Source organism: Pseudomonas sp. FG13 (assembly GCF_057809755.1).
The window spans coordinates 453,677-475,235 of sequence record NZ_JBMDKO010000001.1; the positions used below are offsets into that span (position 1 = coordinate 453,677).

The following is a 21,559-nucleotide window of genomic DNA, read 5'->3' on the forward strand; positions in this document are numbered from 1 at the left end:
ATGTAGATCAGATGTGATGCAAGGCAGGCATTACAGCTCGGCATGACGGTGGCAACCGACGACCTTCTGCTTGAGCCCGGGCAGGTCCAGGATCGTGACATTGCGTCCACGCATGTCCACCAGTTCCTCCTGGCGCAGGTGGGCGATGCCCCGGCAAATCGTTTCCAGGCGCAGGCCCAGGTAGGAGCCGATCGCCTCTCGGCTCATGCGCAGGACAAACTCCCGCGAGGAATAGCCGCGCATACTGAGCCGTTGCGACAGGTTCAACAGGAACGCCGCCAGGCGTTCGTCGGCGCTCATGTTGCCGAGCATCAACAGCATACTGTGGTCGCGCACGATTTCCTGGCTCAGGAGCTTGTTCAGGTTGTGTTGTAGCGAGGGTAGGTCGTGGGCCAGTTTTTCCAGGAGGTTGAAAGGCAGCGGGCAGACTTCGCTGTCTTCCAGGGCAATGGCATTACAGGCGTAGTGATCGCTGCTGATAGCGTCCAGGCCGAGCATTTCGCCTTGCATCTGGAAACCGGTGACTTGCTCGCGACCGTCTACCGAAAGAACGCTGGTCTTGAAGAAGCCCACTCTCACCGCATACAACGAGCGCAATGGGTCGCCGGTGCGATACAGCGCCGCGCCTTTCTTGACCTTGAGCCGCTGGGTGATCAGGGTGTCGAGGCGCTCGACCTCATCGCCCGTAAGGCCGATTGGCAGGCACAGTTCCAGCACGCTGCAGTTTGAGCAAGCGGTTCGGAGGGCATGTACCTTCAAAAGGCGCGATTCCAGCTCGACCATAGGGAAAAATTCCTTTAATTGGAGCAAGCATAGAAGACCGACTCAGAACCGTGCCTGTTTTTTGTCGCCTAAATCCTACCGGCTGTCGATTCAGCGATGGGTTGCGATCCTTCAAGCCAGTCACAAAGATGGGAGGCACGCGGCGCTTCGCAGCCCCGATCAGACCAGCAATAAATGATCGTCCACCTCTCTGACTCCAGGCACAGACCAGGCTGCCCGCTCCGCTGATCGGCGTTGACTCCATAAATGGACCTTGCCGTCGAGTCTTACCACATCGCCGTCGACCTTGACGTGAATCTGTTTGGCATCGAGTTCGGCACTCCGCTTGAGGGCATCCTCGATACGACGCTGGATATCGCCTGCATCCGCCTGTGGTCGTAGGGTGAGTCGGTTTTTCACACCCACCACGCCGGATAGTTTGAACACTGCTCGCTCAGCAGCCTCCCTCTGGTACTGCCAATCCACTTCACCTTCCAGAGCGACCCAGCCATTGTGCACGACCAGCTTGATGTCGCCTTCAGGGACATCGGAGCTCCAGTTGAGAATGTTCAGCGCGCGATTGGCAATGACGTCATCTGTCGTACCGGAGTTCTGGTTCGGTCTGACCTGTATTTCCTCAGCCACGGCGCGCACCCCTTTGACGCCCTTGACGGCACGTTCCGCGCTGATTTTCTGGGCGAAGCTACTGACGTGCCCAGAAAGGGTGACGACGCCGTTGTCCACGGCCACGCCTATATTTGCGGCGTTGATATCAGGTTGGAACTCGAGTGCTTCGAGAAGAGTGTTTCGCAGGCTCAAGTCGCTCATTTCAGGATCCTCCATGCAACGGTGGAAAACGCGGAGCCGTTAAATACCCGGCCTGCTTTTTTTACGCCTGAGCGACGCAGTGACATTGAGCTAAATCAATAAGGCTCAAGCGAGCACACAACGCGGTAATCGGCTTTTCCACGGAGCCTCAAGCCATCTGCGAGATTGCACGGCGAAATCGCAGTAATGCCGCTATGAAAAACAGCATGCCGATCGAAGCAATCGCCAGGAATTGCGGCCAGACAATCGCCAGTCCCGCACCCCGGTACAAAATGCCTTGGGCGAAGCTGACGAAGTGTGTGGTGGGGGCGGCCAGCATCAGGTTCTGCACGAGCTGCGGCATGCTTTCGCGTGGAGTGGCCCCGCCGGAAAGCAACTGGAGCGGCAGCAGGATCAAAATGCTCAGCAGCCCTAATTGAGGCATGGAGCGCGCCACGGTGCCCAGGTAGATACCGATGGAGGTGGTTGCAAACAAGTGCAGCGCGGTGCCGAGCAGGAACAAGCCGATGGAGCCGCTGATGGGCACGGCCAACCAGCCCTGGACGATCACCCATATGGCAAAAGCGGTGGCCAGCAGCACCACCAGACCCATGGACCAGACCTTGGCCAACATGATCTCGAACGCCCGTAGGGGCATAACCAGCAAATGTTCCAGGGTACCGTGCTCACGTTCTCGAATCAGTGCTGCACCCGTGAGGATGATCGACACCATGGTGATGTAATCAATCAGTTGCATCACCGAGGTGAACCAGGCCTGGGTCAGGTTGGGATTGAACTGCATGCGCATGGCCAAGCCCATCGGGGGGCGTGGAGCATCGCGCAAGCTTTGGACGAATTTGCCGACTTCAGTGGCAACGATGGTCTGGATATAGCCTGCGCCTGTGAAGGCTTGGCCGATCTGGGTGGCATCGACGTTGAGCTGCAGGCTTGGACGGCGTCCAGCGAGGACGTCCTGCTGAAAGTCAGGCGCAATATCAAGGGCGAACGTATAACGACCGCTGTCCATGCCCGCATCGACTTGCTGGCTGTTGATTTTCGCTGGAGGCAAGAAGTAGGGCAGTTGAAAAGCCGCGTTCAATCGTTCGGAGAGTTGCGAGTGATCTTCATCGACGATAGCCAGCGGCGCGTGGTGCAACGCCTCGGGTATGCCCGAGGCGGCAGTGTAGATGCCGAACGAGAAGGCCCAGACGATCAGGATCAGCATCGCCCGGTCGTGGTACAGGCTGCGGAACTCCTTGATGCCCAGGCGCAGGATGTTCAAGAGACTGTGCATGGCTAGCGCTCCTGTTTGTGCAGGCAGAGCACACTCAGGCCAATCAGGATCGGCACCGTCACCAGCAGTTGCAGGAAATAAGGCGCCAGCGCCTGCAACTCCAGCGCCTTTGAGAACACCCCTCGGCTGATCGTCAGAAACTGCGCGGTGGGATACACCTTGCCGACCAGGGCGCCGAAACCCTCCAGTGAGGAAACGGGGTTGATCAATCCGGAAAACTGAATGGCCGGCAGCAGGGTGGCAATGGCGGTGCCGAAGACGGCCGCAATCTGGCTGTTCATGAACGTCGACAACCACAGCCCCAACCCCGTGGAGGTGCCGACATACAGCAACGCCCCCAGGCTCAGCACCCAGAGACTGCCTTTGAGCGGCACGCCGAACACCCAGACGGCCAAGGCACACATCAGTAAAAAGTTGAGCATGCCCATGGCGACGTAGGGCAGCTGTTTTCCCAGTAGGAACTCCAGCCGGGTCACGGGCGTGACATACAGGTTGATGATCGAGCCCATCTCCTTTTCCCGTACCACCCCCAATGCAGTGAGCATGGCCGGGATCATCATCAACAACAGCGGAATAATTGCCGGCACCATGGCTTGCAGGCTTTCCACATCCGGGTTGTAGCGGTAACGCACTTCCACGTTGGCCAGCGCCGCTCCGTTATAGCCGAGCTCTGCCAGGTAGCCGCTGTGCAAGCCGTTGACATAACCCTCTATCGTGCGTGCGCGCATGGGCATCGCACCGTCCACCCAAGCGGCTACCGTGGGCTGGCGGCCGCGCTTGAGGTCGCGGCCGAAATTGGGCGGGATTTCCAGCGCCAGGGTGGTTGAACCGCTTTGCAAGCGGGTCTCCAGGTCGGCATAGTCAAGCAGCTCGGGTTGTTCGATAAAATAGCGCGACCCGGAAAAACTGCGGACATAGGCCAGGCTGGTGGTGGTCTGGTCTCGGTCCAGGACCGCAAACGACAGGTCTTCGACGTCCAGGCTGATGCCGTAACCCATGATGAACATCAGCAATACCGTGCCCAGCGCCGCCAATGTCAGGCGGATCGGGTCGCGGCGGATTTCCATGGTTTCGCGTTGGGCGTAACTGAGCATTCGCAGGCCGCTGAAGCTGTTGCGGCGCGACTTGGAGGGTGCCTCGGGCGGCGTTTCGATACCGGGTGATTGCTTGCTCGGGTTCTCGGACTGCGCTGGGGTTGCCTCGCTGCCGGCGGCTTGCTCCAGGTATGAAACGAAGGTTTGCTCCAAGCTGGCCAACCCCCGCTCAATGATCAGTTGCTCGGGCGCGCCGCTGACCAGTACCCGTCCGGCATGCATGAATGATATTCGGTCGCAGCGCTGCGCCTCGTTCATGAAATGAGTGGAGATGAATATAGTCACACCGTCATTGCGCGACAGGTCGAGCAAGTGCTGCCAGAAAGTGTCACGAGCGATGGGGTCTACCCCGGAGGTGGGCTCGTCGAGGATCAGCACGTCGGGTTTATGGATCAGCGCCACCGCCAGCGACAGGCGTTGGCGGATACCCAACGGCAACCGGTCGGGAAGGGCGTCAAGGTTCTGTTTCAGGCCGAAACGTTCGGCGGCCTCGTGAACGCGGCTGTCAATTTCATCCCTGGGTACATGGAACAACTGCGCATGCAGCACCAGGTTCTGCCGTACCGTCAGCTCGTTATAGAGGGAGAAGCCTTGAGACATGTACCCCACCCGCTGTCGGGTCTTGAGGTCTTTCGGGTCGACTTGTTTGCCGAACAGCCAGGCCTGCCCGGAGGTGGCCGGTAACAAGCCGGTCAGCATTTTCATGGTGGTGGACTTGCCGCAGCCATTGGAGCCCAGGAAACCGAAGATCTCTCCGCGCTCGATGCGAAAACTGGCGCTGTCCACTGCTGTGAATGCGCCGAAGCGACAGGTCAGTTCCCGGGCCTCGATGGCGATCACCGGCTGTCCAGAGTGTTCGACGCGCGGCGTGATCACCAGCGGTGTGTGGCCCTGTCGACGGTCGGGTGGCAGCAGGGCGATGAACGCTGCTTCCAGGTCCTGACATTCGGTTCGCTGGAGGATTTGCGCAGGTGAACCACAGGTCAATACCTTGCCGGCGTCCATCATCAGCAAGTGATCGAAGCGCTCAGCCTCTTCCATGTAGGCCGTGGCCACCAGCACGCTCATATGGGGCCTGCGGGTTCGCAGGTCGGCAATCAACGCCCAGAACTGATTACGCGCCAAGGGATCGACGCCGGTCGTGGGCTCATCAAGAATCAGCAGGTCGGGGTCGTGAATCAGCGCACAACACAGCCCCAGCTTCTGCTTCATGCCTCCCGACAACTTACCTGCCGGGCGATCCGCAAAAGGGGTCAGCCCGGTGCTCGCCAACAAGGCATCGATGCGTTGCCGACGTTCATGCCGGCCCTGCCCGAACAGGCGGGCAAAAAAATCCAGGTTCTCAAGTACGGACAGGGTCGGGTAGAGATTCTTGCCCAAACCCTGTGGCATGTAGGCAATGCGGGGACACAGGGCTTCACGATGACGGGCGTTGGCTATATCGCCGTTCAACACAGTCAGGCGTCCTTGCTGTACGGTCCGGGCCCCTGCGATCAACCCCAACAGGCTGGACTTGCCGACACCGTCCGGGCCGATCAGGCCGACGGTGGCGGTGGCGGGAATATCCACTGTGACGCTGTCCAGGGCGATGGTCTTGCCGTACCGCAACCCCACGTCCTGCAGGCGTGCTGCCCAAGCGAACCCGTCGGTCATTCTGGCACCTTGATTTTCAGTGCTGCTGGCCATTGGGCTTGAGGGTTCAGCCGAACATGGGCCACGCCAGGTACGCCGGTTTTCACCTGGCTGAGGTGCTTGCGCAGCAGTTCGGGGTCTATCCGCGCCTTGATACGGAACATCAGCTTTTCCCGTTCACTGGTGGTTTCCACCGTCTTCGGCGTGAATTGCGCAACACTGTCCACGTAGCTGGCAGTGGCAGGGATCACGTATTGCGGCACGGCATCAATGATCACGTGCACTTCGCTGCCGATAGCCACCCGACCGGCCTGCTGAGTCGGCAAAAAGAACGTCAGGTACACGTCGCTCAGGTCCACCAGGTTCAGGACCTTGCCTCCAGCGGGAATTACTTCGCCTTCTTCGGCGATGCGGTATTGCACCCGTCCATCGCGAGGCGCCTTGAGCTCGGTATCGGCCAGGTCCGCCTGCAAGCGTTGCTCGGTCGCGGCTGCCGCCTCGATGCTGGCCTGGGCCTCCTCGACTTGAGATTTGGCGGCTTCGATCCCGGCCTGGGCCGTCAATACTTGTGAGTTGGCTGCCGCCAGCGCGGCCTGACCGCTGTCGAGCAGCGCGCGGTCGTCATCCAGCTGCTGGCGGGCGAGGGCGTTGCGGCTCACGAGGATTTCCGTGCGGGCAAAGCGCTTCTGTGTGGCAATCATTTCAGCTTGGCGCTGGGCAACCACCGCCCGCGCGGTAACCTTTTCGCTTTCCCGTTGCGCGACGAGCGCGGCTGCGGTGAGTTTGGCGGTACGGGCCCGCTGTAACTGGGCCTGGGCCTGGAGCAGTTCGGCTCGCAACGCCTGGGTATCCATGCGCGCCAGCACCTGACCGGCGACGACCTGCTCGCCCTCGGCCACCAGAATGGTGCTGATACGCCCGGCCAGTTTGCTCGCTACATCGACTTCGGTGGCTTCAATCCGCCCGTTGCCGGTGGCGAAATCGGGGTCTACAGGGGCGGGTTTGAACAAATACCAGGCACCCAGGACGGCCATGAGAGCCAAGCTCCCCAGAGCCCCTCGTTTAAGCCACTTGCCGGTTAGGTCATTCATCCCTGCCTCTCAGGTCTCAGCGAAGATTGGTGCTGAGGGAGGATAGGGCCGGAGTGAGAGTCGCTATGTTGATCTGCGTTAAGGATCTGTTTCTTAAATGCAGAAATTGAAGTAGCGCATGGTGCTCCGTGAGTGAGTGGTGTTTTTGTGCGCGACGTCCTAGGCGGTCGGTATCTGCCGAATCCGTGCGCAGTCGTTCCAGCTCTTTCTCCACCAGTGCCATATCAATGCGGCCGCTGTCAGCCAGTGTGGCCATGCGGGTGATGGACGCAGAGAACTGTCGGAAGTTTCCGCAGTAGAGGTAGCCGTGACCTGCCACCCCCGCACAGGTCCGTACGTGCGGCACTACCGCATACGGCCCCTGCTCGGGTGCGTGACGCGAAGCGAACCTTTGAGCGGGGCGCCGGGTAGGATAATTCCTACTCGCCCATCTGTAATTCCTAGTCCTAAATAAGATTGCTCTGATTCTAGGGGGTAGTGGCTCCTGGCTATTATTTGAGGGCCAGGATGGCATCCTGATGCGTCCCCAAGCCCACCACGCTTGGTTATTGCATCCGGCAATTCAGGGAAGGTGGTCGCGTACAGAGCGAGATTTGCATCGTGCTGACATATATCGATGTGGCTGATCTTTGCGTAGGCATGTATATCCAGAAGCTGGCCAGATCCTCTGAAGAACGTGCGTTCTGGAATGAAAGCTTTCTGATCCAAAATGAGGTGGTACTGGACAGAGTCCTTGCATCAGGCGCTGTCGGTGCGTGGATTGACCCGTCCAAAGGGGGGGCCGAACCCGCCCCTGTGCCTGATGAAGCCGTTGTTCAGTCTGGGCAAGATGCCCTGCAGTCCCCTTGCTCCTCGAGCCGATCGTGCTCGGAAGCGTCCGGTCCGCGTCCGCGGGTGGCAATGAGTGAAGAGCTAGTGCAGGCGGTGAAGCTGTGCGCCAGATCCAAGACTGCGGTCATGGAGATGTTCGGCGACTTACGGATGGGCCGGATCGTTCAGTTGGATCGAGTCACGGACATGGTGGGTGAAATCTCCGACTCACTGCTACGTCATCCAGACGCATTACTCAGCCTCGTGCGCCTCAAGGTCGCAGATGAATATACCTACATGCATTCCGTGGCGGTCTGTGGGTTGATGATTGGTCTGGCACGTCAGTTGGACTTGCCGCCGCTCCTGGTTCAAGAGGCCGGGCTGGCGGGCTTGCTGCATGACGTGGGCAAGATGGCCATACCCACGGCGATCCTGGCGAAACCCTTGCCACTGAATGACAGCGAACATACGACAATGCGCACGCACCCGGAGGCGGGGGCCAGGATGCTGGCGGACAGTACGCATTTCACTCCCCGGGTGCTGGACGTTTGTCTGCATCACCACGAGAAGGTCGACGGCAGCGGCTATCCCCATAAGTTATGTGGCACCCAGATCAGTCTGTTTGCCCGTATGGCGGCTGTCTGTGATGTGTATGACGCCGTGACCTCTGACCGTCCTTATCGGGATCGCTGGGGGCCCGCCGAATCGATTCGAAAGATGGCGGGATGGGCCGGGCATTTTGATGAGAAAGTGCTTCATGCCTTCGTCAAATGCATTGGTATCTACCCGGTGGGTGCGTTGGTACGGCTTCAAAGCAACCGGTTGGCGGTGGTGATGGAGCAGCATGCCGGGTGTTTGCTCACGCCCCGGGTGAAGGTGTTCTATTCGGTGTCGAGTCGTACGCCGTTGCCTCCCGAATGTATTGATCTGGCCTGTGGGCAAGACAGCATTGTCAACTTCGAATCAGAGAAAGCCTGGGGTTTCAAGAACCTCGAAGCACTCTGGATGGGCCAAGGACCGGGTGAGGCGTCTCGATTTGGCTGACCTGTGCGAGTCTGTAGTTTTCAACCAGCGCTTGTCGCTGGTTTTTTTTGGGCCGTTGTTCAGCGTGCCTGTAGCGGTCAGCTAGGAATTTTCCTACCGCAAAGCCGCAATCCTTAGATGGAAATAAGGATGCTCCGATAGTTTGATTGCCATTATTTAGCCATTGTTTCTCCAGGCCAACAAAACCGAGCACCCGGTGGTGGGTGTCTTGCGCGGGGTCCGGTCGGATCCGCACTGAACTGGAGAGATGAAGGTGAAAGGACAGGTAATTTCCTCCCCCCTGATCTTGATGCTACCCGCGGGTTTGACGGGCGTGCTCGGTTGCGTCGTGATGCTGTTCAACGCGGACTTCAGCTTGCGCAGTGCAGCCAGTTGCGTACCGGTCTTGTTTGGCTCGTTGCTGATGGGCGTGTGGACCCAACGTTTATTGAGCGCCCGGCAATGCGCCGGACAAGGCGACGATCAGCCATCTCGGTTTTCTTCGACCGCCTCACCTGATGATGGGTTGGGCGAAGTGTGCGCGCAGGTACTGCCGATCTGGAGCCACCAGATCGATGCCGCACGGATCCTCAGTGAAGAATCGATTTTCAAGCTGAGTAGCCGATTCGCGACGTTGTCGGGGGACATCAGTGCATCTGCCTCCCAGGGCGCCGGCCAGCGTTCGGGAGCACGGCTGCTGGACATACTTGAAGTGGGCCAGCGGGACCTGGATTCGATCATGGTAGCCCTGCGCGATGCGCTGTTGCGCAAGGAGTCGGAGCTCAAAGAGGTATTGCTCCTTTCCGACTTCACTTCCCAACTGCAGGAGATGGCCCAGTTCGTCGGTGACATTGCCCGGCAAACCAATCTGCTGGCGCTCAATGCCGCCATTGAAGCGGCTCGGGCAGGCGATGCCGGTCGCGGCTTCGCGGTCGTGGCGGATGAAGTGCGCAAGCTGTCCAGCCTCTCCGGGCAGACGGGGCAGAAAATCAGCGAAACGGTCAACACCGTCAATGCCGCCATCTCCCGCACTGTCGAGCTTTCTCGGTACCAGGCACAGCAGGACTCACAAACCCTGGCTCACTCAGAACAACTGGTGTCCCAGGTGATCGAGCACTTCCGGCACAACGCCCAGGCCATCGTCGATACCAGCAGCAGTCTTCAGCAGCAGAGCGAAAACGTTGCCACCGAAATATCGGGGGTGCTGGTCGCTTTGCAATTCCAGGATCGAGTGGGCCAGATGCTTTCGCTGGTCAACAACGATCTGCTCAAGCTGCACGGGCATCTCGTCGAGCGCCAGCAACTCGCACTCGCCGGTGGCACGCCAGCGCCGATCATCGCGAACACCTGGCTCGAGGAATTGGCAAGCACCTACACCATGCCTGAACAGCACGCGATCCATCACGGTAAGCCTGTGGTGAGCAGCACTTCATCCGAGATCACTTTTTTCTAGGAGTTTCCCCCATGGGCAAAACCATCCTGATTGTCGATGACTCTGCCTCCATTCGCCAAGTGGTGAGCATCACCTTGAAAGGCGCTGGATACGAAGTCATCGAAGGTGTCGACGGTCGCGACGCGCTGACCAAGCTCGACGGACGCAAGATCCATTTGATTGTGAGCGACGTGAACATGCCGAACATGGACGGCCTGAGCTTCGTCAAGGCCGCCAAACAACTGCCGGCCTACAAGTTCACGCCGGTGATCATGCTGACCACCGAGACCGGAGATGGCATGAAGCAACAGGGCCAGGCCGTCGGCGCCAAGGCCTGGATGGTCAAGCCCTTCCAACCGGCTCAGATGCTTGCGGCCGTCTCCAAACTGATCATGCCGTAGCGCCGCCAGAGTCCCTGGAAAGGAGATTGTCATGACGAATACCACCGCAAGTCTGCGTCGAATCCTGGTTCTCGAAGGACCCCTGACCATTTACACCGCCACCGAACGCAAAGACCTGTTGCTGGAGCTGTTTCCCCTGGCTCAGGAGGTCGAGATGGATCTGGGCGGCGTGGACGAAATGGATACCGCCGGACTCCAGCTACTGGTGCTGATCAAACAGGAGTCACTGCGCCATGGCTCCAGCCTGCTGCTGAGCAATCCCAGCACAGCCGTGCTGGATGCACTGGACATGAGTGGATTGCACAGCTTTTTCGACGAGTCGGCTCCGACTCGTCAGCAGAGAGGTTGAAACCATGAGTTCGCCCATGAATCTGGACGACGTGCTACGGACGTTCATCGCCGAAAGCCAGGAGCTGCTGCTCCTGATGGAAGATGCCCTGTTGCAGGTCGAACAGACGCCGGATGATGCCGACACAATCAATGCGCTGTTTCGCGTCGCCCATACCATCAAAGGTTCTGCCGGCCTGTTCGGCTTCACGCCGATCGTTGCTTTTACCCATGTGGCCGAAAGCGTGCTGGATCGGGTCCGTGGCCATGAACTGCGGGTGGACGAGTCGCTGAGTGCCTTGTTCCTGGAAGTGCGAGACCACCTGTGCACGCTGATTGACTTGCTGGACTGCCACGGCGACCTGCAAGGCATGACCGCCGAGCATGAACGGCAGGGGGCGGCGTTGGTGGAGCGTCTGAACGGCTACCTGGAGCACCGTCACGAGGCGGTGCAGCCCCTGGCAACGGCTGAGCCGGCGCAACCGGCGTGTTCCGCGCGTTGGCACTTGTCTCTGCGCCTTTCCCCCGACGTCCTGCGCAACGGTATGGACCCGCTGTCGTTGCTGCGCTACCTCAACACCTTCGGTCAAGTCAGCGCGGTCGTGTGCATCACCGATGGCATGCCGGATATCTCGACCATGGAGCCGGAAACCTGTTACCTGGGGTTTGAGCTTGGGTTTGTCAGTGACGCCGACCAGGCGATCATCGAAGGTGCCTTCGACTTCGTCCGCGAGGGTAGCCAGATCTGCGTGCTGCCGTGCAATGGCGACCTGACCGGTTTCCGGGCCCTGATTGGCCGCCTCGACGCTGAACCCGATGCCATGATCGAGGCCTTTATCGCCTGTGGCTCCGTGACTCGTGAAGGTTGGCTGGCGAGTCCGGCCTCGACTGATTCGGCGACCGTCGCGATGCCTCCCGCGGCGCCAGACCAGGTGGCTCGCGACGATGCGGGCAAGAGCCGGGGGGCGAAGGAGGCGCGTCCAGCCGAAGGCAATCTGATTCGCGTCGACGCGGGCAAGCTGGATCAATTGATCAACCTGGTGGGCGAGCTGATCATCGCCGGTGCCGGTGCCCATCTGGGGGCCATCCAGAGCGGAATTGGCGAGCTGATCGAATCGACCAGCTCGCTCTCGCGTCTTGTCGAGGAGGTGCGCGACTGTGCCCTGACCCTGCGAATGGTGCAGATCGGCGGCACCTTCAACCGCTTCCAGCGGGTGGTGCGCGATGTATCCAAGGAATTGGGCAAGGACATCGCCTTGCAGGTGCTTGGGGCGGAGACCGAGCTGGACAAGACCGTGGTCGAACGCATAGGCGATCCCCTGACCCACCTGGTGCGCAATGCCATGGACCACGGCATCGAACCCTCGCAACTGCGCCGCGCCCGCGGCAAGCCGGAGCAGGGTACGGTTCGCCTCAACGCCTATCACGAGGCAAACAGTATCGTCATTGAAGTCAGTGACGACGGCGGTGGCCTGAACAAGCAACGCATCCTTGCCAAGGCAATGGAGCGTGGACTGATTGTCGAAGGGCAACAGTTGGCTGACGGCGACATTCTCAATCTGATTTTCGAACCCGGTTTTTCCACCGCCGATCAGGTCAGCAACCTGTCCGGGCGCGGGGTGGGGATGGACGTGGTCAAGCGGAACATCGTCGCCCTGCGAGGCTCGGTCAATCTGGAAAGCGAGGAGGGGGTGGGGACCACGGTGCGTATCCGCCTGCCGCTGACCCTGGCCATCATCGATGGCTTCCTGATCGGTGTGGGCAGTGCCTCTTATGTCGTGCCGCTGGACCTGGTCGAGGAGTGCATCGAGCTTTCGACGGACGACTGCAGCCACCAGGATTTCCTGGACTTGCGAGGCTCGGTACTTCCAGTCCTGCGCCTGCGCGAGATGTTTGCCATCGATGAGCCTAATCATGGCCGTGAAAACATTGTGGTCGTGCATTACGCCGGGATGCGGGTAGGCCTGGTGGTCGATCAATTACTGGGGGAATTCCAGACGGTGATCAAGCCGTTGGGCAAGATTTTCGGTACAGCTCATGGACTGGGCGGCTTCACCATCCTGGGGAACGGAGCAGTAGCGTTGATCCTGGATATTCCCAAACTACTAGGGCAAGTCGCCAGCCAGCAGTCGCACGGCACGCTCCTCAGCCCTGAATTGACTCAATAGTTTTCCCTGGAGTACAGCATCATGACCGTCAAGAAAAATATCTCGCTGCTGGTCGCCTCAGCTCTGTTGGGCATCCTGATCCTGGTCGGCCTCTGTCTTTATCTGATGGGCGGGGTCAGGACCACTGCCAGCTATGCGCAAGTCAATACGGTGCCCAGCCTGCAGTTGCTGGATGAAGTGGCCTTGTCCCTGGCGGACGACCACAGCCGGCAATGGCAGAACCTGTCCGGACCTGCCGGCAGTCCTCGGCAGAGCGATAAGGAATCGGTGCTCCAGGCACTGGATCGCTATCAGAAAGCGTTCATCTCCGACGATCGTGATGCAGCGCTGCTCAGCGCCTTGCGCAGCACGGTCAATGAATACAATCGGGGCGTGGAGCGTTTCGACAACGCCCTCAGGAATGCAGCCCCGGAAGCCCGCAGTCTGTTGGTCGACTTGGAAGTGACGCGTGAAAAGGTGACTTCCGCCTTGGCTGATATCCGTCAGTACAACCTGGACCTGGGAAGTAAAGGCGCGGCGATCGCGGCCTCGACCGAACGGACGGCGATCTACAGCATAACCTTGGTCGGCGGCGCCACCTTGCTGGTGATCGGCCTGATCGGCTTCTTCCTGGTACGCCGGTTGCTCAGCACGTTGGGGGGTGAACCCGACGATGTACGGCTGCTGGCCGAGCGATTCGTGGCCGGTCAGTTGGACGTGCAGGGCGGCAACCATGGTCTTGAACGTACCGGACTGATGGGGACCATGGACCGTCTGAGCGGGACTTTGAATCAGTTGATCGGCGAAATGAATCACATGTCCGCGGAGCACGACAAAGGCGACATCGATGTGCAGATCGATGCGGCACGCTTTGCTGGCAGCTATGGGCTGATGGCCCAAGGCATCAACGATATGGTCAGCGGGCATATCAGCGTCAAGAAGCAAGCCATGGCCTGTATCAAGTCGATCAGCGAAGGCGATCTGCAGGCCCCGCTGCAAGCGTTCCCCGGCAAGAAAGCCTTCATCAACGTCACCATCGAGCATCTTCGCAGCACCATCATGGCGTTGATCGAAGAGATGCGTCACATGTCGGACGAACATGAGAAAGGCGACATTGATGTGCAGATCGACGTCCAGCGATTCCAGGGCTCGTACCGTCAGATCGCCCAGGGTATCAACGACATGGTCAATGGCCATATCAGCGTGAAAAAACAAGCCATGGCGTGCATACGCTCCTTCGGCGAAGGGGATCTGTCGGCACCATTGGCCCGCTTCCCCGGCAAGAAAGCTTTTATCAACGACAACATCGAACAACTGCGCAGCAACATCCAGGCGCTGATCGAAGACACCCAGATGCTGAGTGAGAACGCCATGATCGGCAAGCTCGACACCCGGGCGGACAGTACCCGCCATCAAGGGGATTTCCGCCGGATAGTGGCTGGGATCAACAGCACGCTGGACTCGATCGTTGCCCCGCTCAGCGAGGCGATGGAGGTCATGGTGGCGCTGTCCAATGGCGATCTGACTCGCAGCGTCAAGGGTGATTACCAGGGCAGCCTGCAAGACCTGAAGCACGCGGTCAACGAAACGGTGGGCAAGCTCTCGCAGATCATTGGTGAGGTGCGCAGCTCCGCTGACTCGCTGTCCAGCGCCTCGGAAGAAATTTCCGCCACGGCCCAAAGCATCAGCCAGGCGGCTTCGATACAGGCTGCATCGGTTGAAGAGACGTCGGCGTCGATGGAGCAGATGTCAGCGTCGATCTCCCAGAACACCGAGAATGCCAAAGTGACCGATGGCATGGCCGGCAAGGCGAGCAGGGAAGCGAGTGAGGGCGGGCAGGCGGTCAAGGACACCGTTTCGGCCATGAAAACCATCGCCGAGAAGATCGGGATCGTCGATTCGATTGCCTACCAGACGAATCTGTTGGCGCTCAACGCCGCCATCGAAGCGGCCCGTGCCGGCGAGCACGGCAAGGGCTTTGCGGTGGTTGCCGCCGAGGTGCGCAAACTCGCCGAACGCAGCCAGGTCGCGGCACAGGAAATAGGCCAGGTGGCCAAGAGCAGTGTCGCCCTGGCTGAGCGGGCCGGCAATCTGCTGGATGAAATCGTACCCTCGATTACCAAGACCTCCGATTTGGTCCAAGAGATTTCCGCGGCTTCTGAAGAACAATCCATCGGCTCGGAGCAGATCAATACCGCCATGTCGCAGATGAGCCAGATCACCCAGCAAAACGCCTCGGCCTCCGAGGAACTGGCCGCCACCGCCGAAGAAATGAGCAGCCAGGCCGAGCAACTGCAGGAATTGATGGGGTTCTTCACCCTGCACGGTCGGGCTGCGGTGTCTGCCGTACCGCGGGCCGCTTCTTCCAGCCTGGGTAGCATGCAAAGCAGTGAGCATGCCCAGGAAGGCGGTTTCATTCGCTTCGGGAGTTGAGCCATGGAACCTGCAGTCTTGAGCCATTTCGAGCAAGTGCCGCAGAGTCCGAGCGACAGTGAGTTCCTGCAGTTCCTGACGTTCGTGTCCGCCAGAGATGTCTATGCGATCGACACCTTATGCGTGCGGGAGATCATCGAGTACGGCCAGGTCACAAGCGTGCCGATGATGCCGGATTTTATCCGGGGGGTGATCAACCTGCGCGGTTCGGTGGTACCGGTGATCGATCTGCAGGCGCGCTTTAGCAAGGGCGCCACGCAGCAAGGTATCAGGACCTGCATCGTTATCCTGGAGCTGGTGCAGGAGGACGAGCCGCAAGTGTTGGGCATCGTCGTCGACTCGGTCGGGGAGGTGATGGAGATCGACCTGGCCGACATCAAGGCCGCTCCAGCGATCGGCAACCGGATCCGTGAAGACTTCATTCGAGGGATGGTCAAGGTGCGAGGAACCTTCCTGACCGTGCTTCAGATCGACCAGGTGCTGTGTGTCAACGAGATCGCCAACCAGTTGCACTAATCGGTAGCGATCAGGCGTGCCAACGTTGTCTTGAGATGGATGCTGCCCTCTACGGCGGATCCCGAGGAGTGAACCATGTCCATATCCGCCTCGCGCCTGCCGACCCCAGGGACGGCAGCGCCACAGTACCTGACCTTTAGCGTGGGCCGGGAGATGTTTGCGGTAGGCACCCTGTGCGTACGGGAGATTGTCGAATACGGTCTGATAACCCCGTTGCCAATGGCGCCGCCGACGGTGCGAGGCATCACCAATCTGCGCGGGGCGGCCATTCCCGTGCTGGACCTTGGCCTGTGTTTTGGCGGTGCGCCGACCCTGGAAAACCCACGCACCTGTATCGTCATGCTGGAGGTCCGTGGCAGCGGCGTCGCAGGCCTGGTGGGCATCATTGTGGACGCGGTCAGCGAAGTGCTGGAGATACCGGCCGAGCAGATCGAGCCGGCACCGGCGCTCCAGGGACGCCTTAGCCCCGCGTTTGTAGTGGGGATTGGCAAACTCAGCGACCATTTCGTTCTGTTGCTGGACATCGAGCACCTGCTCAATAGCGATGACTGGACGGCGCTAGACCATTCGGACATTGATGCAGGCGAGCTGAAACCATGAATGTCGTTCTCTCCGACAACGAGTTCCAGCAGTTCCGGGCAATGATTCACGAAATTGCCGGGATCAGCTTGTCCGCTGCCAAGAAGCAATTGGTCAGCGGCCGCCTGGCCAAGCGCTTGCAGTTTTTCAACTTGACCACCTACGGCAGCTATTACCGCTTGCTGATGAAAGACCGGACCGAGTTGCAAATGGCGGTGGACCTGCTGACCACCAACGAAACCTACTTTTTCCGCGAACCCAAGCATTTCGAGTTCCTGCGTGACGCAGTGCTCCCCGAGCTTCGCGGCAATGGTCCGGTGCGCATCTGGAGTGGTGCCTGCTCCACGGGAGAGGAGCCCTACACCCTGGCCATGGTCTTGGCCGACAGCCTAGGCACCCGGCCATGGGAGATCCTCGCGTCCGACATCAGCACCCGGGTGCTGGAGAAAGCCCAGTGCGGCCGTTACCCACTGGACGGTATCCGTGGCATTCCCGAGGCGCTGTTGAACAAGTACTGCCTGAGGGGCGTGGGCAGCAACAATGGCATTTTCATGGTTGATCGAGCGCTGGCGTCACGTATTACCTTCACGTCGATCAACTTGAACAATTCGCTGCCCTCGGTGGGGCAGTTCGACGTGATTTTCTTGCGCAATGTGATGATCTATTTCGATAACCACACCAAGTCCGAGGTGGTGAAACGCCTGAGCAAGCACCTGAGGCCAGGCGGCTACTTCATCGTGAGCCACTCAGAAAGCCTGAATGGCATCACCGAAGAATTGCAATTGGTCAAACCTTCCATCTACCGCAAACCGGGTGCTTGAGATGGCTCGGGTGATCGAATACTTCCTGCAGCCTGGTGACGTGGCGTTTGGAGGGCGCCAGATGCGTTTGTGCACTGTGCTCGGGTCTTGCGTGGCACTGGTGTTCTGGCATCCGCAACGCTTGTTGGGCGGCATGTGTCATTACATGTTGCCTCGGCGAGGGCGGCGCGACGTGGGAAGCCTTAACGGTCGTTATGCTGCGGATGCGTTGGCGCTGTTGTTCGAATGCATTCATCGGACGGGGGCTCGGCCCGATCAGTTCGAGGTGAGCCTTTTTGGCGGGGCTGACATGTTTCCCGGGGTGAAACGCTGCAACGACATCGGGATTGGCCAGCAGAACATCGATGCCGCCAGGAGCCTGATCCAGGCCCATGGGTTGCAATGCCGGGTCTATCACGTAGGCGGCTGCGGGCATCGCCACCTGGTGTTCGATGTAGGCACCGGACGTCTGCAACTCCATCATGGCGATTCTGCGCTCAAGGTATTCGAATCACCCAAGCGTCATGCCTGAGGCAATCGAGTCCATCGTTTCAGACCAGCCCTTCATTCAAGGCGTAGCGCACCAGGTCGGTGTTGGTGGCGAAGCACATCTTTTCCATTAACCGAGTCTTGTGAGTGCTGACGGTTTTGTTGCTGATCACCAGTTGCTCGGCGATCTGGTTGACGCTCAGCCCTTGAGCCAGCATGCGCAGGATTTGGAATTCCCGTGAAGTCAGGCTTTGCGAGGCGTTGTCGGGCGTCACACCGCTGCTCTGGAGTGCGATCTGTTCGGCCAGTTGCGGATCGAGGTAGCGTGCGCCGGTGCTCACCTTGCGAATGGCCGCCAGTAGCGCTTCCGGCTCGCGGTCCTTGGTCATGTAGCCCGAGGCTCCGGCGCGCAGCGCGCGTTGGGCGATGTGAGCTTCGTTGTGCATGCTCAGGATGAGCATCGGCAGCTTGGGGTAATGGGCGTGGATGCGACCGATCAAGTCCTCGCCACTGGCGCCGGGCATGGTCATGTCCAGCAGTAGTACGTCGACATCGGTATGGCGCAACAACTCCAGAACCTGGGCACCATTCTCCGCTTCCGCCACCACGGAAAAATCCTTTACCAGCGCGAACAATTGCTTGAGGCCTTCGCGCATGATCGTGTGATCGTCGGCCACCATTAAACGGATCATGAGTCTTGACTCCTTGAAGCAGGTACACGCAGTTGAACGGTCGTGCCGCTGCCAATGCTGCTGGATATGGTGGTGGTGCCTCCCAAGGTCAGGCCTCGTTCGCGCATTCCCAGCAAGCCGAGGGTCTTGGAGGATTGGTCACGTTGTTCAAACCCTTTGCCGTTGTCGGCGATCTCCAGCGACCAACCATTATCGCTTTGCTCGAACGCGATATTGACCCGAGTCGCGTCGGCGTGCCGGGCAATGTTGGTCAGCGACTCCTGGGCGATTCGAAATGCCGCTGTGGCACTGGCATCGTCCAGGCAGATTTTCTGCGGATGGATCTCCAGGTTGCAGTCGATGCCCCATTGCTGTCTGAACGTGTCGGTCAGCCACTCCAATGACGCGACGATGCCCATGTTGAGGATGGAAGGACGCAGGCTGGTGGAGATGTTCCTGACCACCTGCACCGTTTGGTCGATCAGTTGCAGCAGGCGTGCAACTTGTTCGGTGAGCTGGGGCAATTGCTCCGCGTATTGGAAGCGCAGCAGCGAAGTGCCCATGCGTATGGCGGTCAGATGTTGTCCAAGCTCATCGTGGATTTCCTGTGCAATCAGCTTGCGTTCCTCTTCCCGCGCACTCTCACGACTGGACATCAACTGGCGCAGTTGCTTGTTGAGCGATGCCAGGCGCATTTCCGCCAGGCGCAGCTGCGAAATATCCCGAACGACAGCCAACACAGTGGCAATTTTCCCCTGGATGTTCTGCTCTGGAACGAGACTGATGTGATAAACGCGTTGCAGTCGATGTTGCGCGGTGAGCGCGTATTCGTGCTCCAGGGGCTGGCCCTTTTCGACGGCCTCGATAACCGCTTCACGGAACAATTGGCTTTGCAGGTTCTTCGGCAGGATTTCGAGTAGATCCCTGTGCAGCAAGTCGCTGAGCGGGCGATCCAACCAGGCTTCCAGGGCCGGATTGACGAACAACAGTTCTCCCGTCGGACTCAGTCGCGCAATGCCGTCCGGAGAGTTTTCAACCAACGTGCCGATTTCCTGTTGCCGGGCCAGTTCGTTGCGCTGGGCTTCCCGGATATCGGTGATGTTGCGAGCAATGCAAACCAGGCGATGCAGGCGTCCATTGGGATCAGCCACGGGCACCAGGTTGAAGTGCACAACGAGTGAGCGCTGACCGCAGGGCAGGTGTGCATCCAGCTCGATGGGGGCACCCACGGCAATGCAGTGCAGGCAGATAGCCTCGACGATATTGGCGGCATCTTTTTCCAGACACTGGCCCAACGGTTGACCGATCATGTCCGAATGACGCTTGGCGAGCATCTCGCACAGCTTGGGATTGGCCTCCAGGCAACTCAACTGTTGCTCGGCATCCACGGCGAGCAGGCAAAGCATGTCTTGCGAGTGGTCGAAGACTTCGCGATAACGACGTTCGCTCTGGGCCAGGTGGCTGTGAGCTGAACGGCGTTCCCACGCAATGGCACCGATATGGCTGGCCATTCGAGCATGCTTGCGGTCCTGCTCGCTCAGTTGGGCTTCACCGCTGACGAGCAACAGGATGGCTCCCATCGCGATGCCATTCTTATCGATCACCGGTTCTACCCAACAACCTCGATAACCTGCCTGCACGGCGGGCTGGCAGAACGCGAGAGCAGGGGCACTGCTTTTCAAGTCTGCTAGGAAGTGAGGGTGTTCGAACAACTCGGGATGGCGATCGAGGTCCTCGGCCAGGCAGGTCTCGATCCAGGAGGCGTCTACGGGAGGCGCCCGAAGCGGATCGTCGCCAGGCACTGCCTTGAAAGCCATGGCGTTACCAAAGTCGGGTGTCAGGATCTTCAGGTAGGTGCTGAGCAGCGGTAGCACCTCGATCAACGTGTCGTTGGTGACCATCTTCTGGAAAATGGCCGAGCGCGCATTTTCGGCGCGCTCCTGCCGGCGCAGCGCGCTGACATCCTGGGCTGTGACCAGCACCCCGCACAGCTCGCCCGTTTCGTCGTGCTCCGGCGTCAGATTGCACAGGTAGTCCACGGAGCGACCGGAATACGAATCCCTGCTTTCCAGCAGGAAGGTGTTTGCCACGCCGGTCGATAAGGTGAGTTTTACCTGCGTGCCAAAGTATTCATCGAGCGGATCGGCCGTCGAGGTACGTTCCGTGATGTGAGTGTTGGGAAAGCTTCGGGCGCGTTCAAGCTCGGGATTGGCATAGATCTGCTGTCCAAGCCGGTTATAGCGAAGGATGATGTTCTGTGAATTCTTGGCCAGTAACAGGTATTTCTTTTCGTTATTGAGCAATGCCTGGCGCAAGGCGAGATGCTCGCTGATGTCTTCGAGCTGCGACACAAAGTAAAGCGCCTCGGCATCGTGGTTACGGGCGACGCCGACTGTCAATCGTGCCCAGAGGATGCTGCCGTCTTTACGGATGTAGCGTTTTTCCAGGGTCAGGCTCGTGCGTTGTCCCTGGATGAGCCTGTGCAGGTCGTCCTTGCTGACATCGGCATCGTCCGGATGAGTCAAGCGCTGGAACGACGTGGCGCGAAGCTCTTCTTCGGTGTAGCCAAGCATCTGGCACAGCATCCGATTGGCAGCGATCCATTCACCGTTCATGCGCAGTAAGGCCAAGCCCGTACCGGCGGAGTCGAACGCCAGGCGATAATCCTGTTCAGCAATGGGGATGTGTTCGGTGCGGCGGATTTTTACCAGGTACGTGGATTTCTGGGCGTTGTAGTCCAGCTTTACACTCAGCGTGTCGCCACCGGTCGACAGACTTTCGAAATGCCAGTTTCCCTTGAGTCGGGCATGGGTGAGGTGCTGTTCAAAGGTCAGCGGCTTGAGAGAGAACAAGGCGCAGGAGGGAACGAGGGAGGCGGCGCTTTCGCTGAGCCCAAGCAGCCCGCTGGCGCAATCATCCATGATGAGTAGCGCCCCCTGGGCGTCGAGCAACAAGACTCCCACGTCAACCGCGTCCTGCGTAAACCGTGTCGCTACCGCAATGGCTGAGTCCATTCGCCCATCCTCTGGTAACACGTTCCTGAGCATAGCTTAAGTTTTTGAGCTGAAATCCAGTGTTCGACTATGGTCTCTGGATTACCTGCTGTTTCTGATGAGCGCTTGGTGTATATCTGCAAAATGGGACCCGCCGGCGGCGACGTGGGCAGGAATTCTCTTGGACAGAAATCAAGGATGAGACCACAATGATATTATTGTGACATCAAGTGTGCAGCCTAAGCAACGAGGGTGCCT

Annotated in this window: 15 protein-coding genes and 3 pseudogenes; 10 read left to right on the forward strand and 8 right to left on the reverse strand. The window is 59.3% G+C overall.

The annotated features are described in order from the left end of the window. Positions 1–30 precede the first annotated feature (30 nt). The 6 genes and pseudogenes from fnr to ACODTO_RS02045 form a co-directional block, all read right to left on the reverse strand. Positions 31–783, reverse strand: a complete 753-nt coding sequence (fnr, locus tag ACODTO_RS02020; RefSeq protein ID WP_489105887.1) for a fumarate/nitrate reduction transcriptional regulator Fnr — start codon at positions 781–783, stop codon at positions 31–33. A 159-nt stretch (positions 784–942) separates the two neighbouring features. Beyond that, positions 943–1,590 (reverse strand): BON domain-containing protein, encoded by a 648-nt coding sequence (locus ACODTO_RS02025; protein ID WP_139642144.1) that lies wholly within the window; start codon positions 1,588–1,590, stop codon positions 943–945. 148 nt (positions 1,591–1,738) lie between these two features. Next, positions 1,739–2,863, reverse strand: coding sequence for an ABC transporter permease (locus ACODTO_RS02030; protein ID WP_489105888.1), 1,125 nt, complete (start codon positions 2,861–2,863; stop codon positions 1,739–1,741). Positions 2,864–2,865: 2 nt separating this feature from the next. Beyond that, a complete protein-coding gene (rbbA, locus tag ACODTO_RS02035) occupies positions 2,866–5,610 on the reverse strand; it encodes a ribosome-associated ATPase/putative transporter RbbA (protein ID WP_489105889.1) in 2,745 nt (914 codons plus the stop codon). Next, complete coding sequence (locus ACODTO_RS02040) at positions 5,607–6,623, reverse strand: HlyD family secretion protein (protein WP_489105890.1); 1,017 nt, start codon at positions 6,621–6,623, stop codon at positions 5,607–5,609. Before ACODTO_RS02040 ends, rbbA begins: the two co-directional genes overlap by 4 nt. A 244-nt stretch (positions 6,624–6,867) precedes the next feature. Then, positions 6,868–6,975 (reverse strand): annotated as a pseudogene (locus ACODTO_RS02045) (hypothetical protein); the annotation flags it as partial. 305 nt (positions 6,976–7,280) lie between these two features. Between ACODTO_RS02045 and ACODTO_RS02050 the strand changes: the two are divergent. The 10 genes and pseudogenes from ACODTO_RS02050 to ACODTO_RS02095 all read left to right on the forward strand — a co-directional run bounded on the left by ACODTO_RS02050 (position 7,281) and on the right by ACODTO_RS02095 (position 17,680). Beyond that, on the forward strand, positions 7,281–8,534 hold the full coding sequence (locus ACODTO_RS02050) for a cyclic di-GMP phosphodiesterase (RefSeq protein WP_175361487.1): 1,254 nt from the start codon (positions 7,281–7,283) through the stop codon (positions 8,532–8,534). Between the two features lie 829 nt (positions 8,535–9,363). Beyond that, a pseudogene (locus tag ACODTO_RS02055) lies at positions 9,364–9,966 on the forward strand (methyl-accepting chemotaxis protein); the annotation flags it as partial. Positions 9,967–9,977: 11 nt separating this feature from the next. After that, positions 9,978–10,346, forward strand: a complete 369-nt coding sequence (locus tag ACODTO_RS02060; RefSeq protein WP_139642155.1) for a response regulator — start codon at positions 9,978–9,980, stop codon at positions 10,344–10,346. Positions 10,347–10,377: 31 nt separating this feature from the next. Next, positions 10,378–10,695 carry an STAS domain-containing protein gene (locus ACODTO_RS02065; RefSeq protein WP_139642157.1) on the forward strand — a complete coding sequence of 106 codons (318 nt, stop codon included), beginning with the start codon at positions 10,378–10,380 and terminating at the stop codon, positions 10,693–10,695. 16 nt (positions 10,696–10,711) lie between these two features. Beyond that, on the forward strand, positions 10,712–12,841 hold the full coding sequence (locus tag ACODTO_RS02070) for a chemotaxis protein CheA (protein WP_464711525.1): 2,130 nt from the start codon (positions 10,712–10,714) through the stop codon (positions 12,839–12,841). A gap of 753 nt (positions 12,842–13,594) precedes the next feature. After that, positions 13,595–15,253 (forward strand): annotated as a pseudogene (locus ACODTO_RS02075) (methyl-accepting chemotaxis protein); the annotation flags it as partial. 3 nt (positions 15,254–15,256) lie between these two features. Continuing rightward, a complete protein-coding gene (locus tag ACODTO_RS02080; protein ID WP_139642164.1) occupies positions 15,257–15,769 on the forward strand; it encodes a chemotaxis protein CheW in 513 nt (170 codons plus the stop codon). Between the two features lie 75 nt (positions 15,770–15,844). Next, a complete protein-coding gene (locus ACODTO_RS02085) occupies positions 15,845–16,369 on the forward strand; it encodes a chemotaxis protein CheW (protein WP_175361490.1) in 525 nt (174 codons plus the stop codon). Beyond that, positions 16,366–17,169: a CheR family methyltransferase gene (locus tag ACODTO_RS02090; protein ID WP_175361491.1), complete on the forward strand. Its 804-nt coding sequence runs from the start codon at positions 16,366–16,368 to the stop codon at positions 17,167–17,169. Before ACODTO_RS02085 ends, ACODTO_RS02090 begins: the two co-directional genes overlap by 4 nt. 1 nt (position 17,170) lies before the next feature. Further along, complete coding sequence (locus ACODTO_RS02095; RefSeq protein WP_489105891.1) at positions 17,171–17,680, forward strand: chemotaxis protein CheD; 510 nt, start codon at positions 17,171–17,173, stop codon at positions 17,678–17,680. Positions 17,681–17,699: 19 nt separating this feature from the next. Here the strand turns inward: ACODTO_RS02095 and ACODTO_RS02100 are convergent, their stop codons facing one another. Continuing rightward, the gene (locus tag ACODTO_RS02100; RefSeq protein ID WP_175361493.1) at positions 17,700–18,329 is read right to left on the reverse strand and encodes a response regulator; all 630 of its coding nucleotides are present in this window, start codon (positions 18,327–18,329) and stop codon (positions 17,700–17,702) included. Then, positions 18,326–21,322, reverse strand: coding sequence for a sensor histidine kinase (locus tag ACODTO_RS02105; protein ID WP_489105892.1), 2,997 nt, complete (start codon positions 21,320–21,322; stop codon positions 18,326–18,328). Before ACODTO_RS02105 ends, ACODTO_RS02100 begins: the two co-directional genes overlap by 4 nt. Positions 21,323–21,559 lie beyond the last annotated feature (237 nt).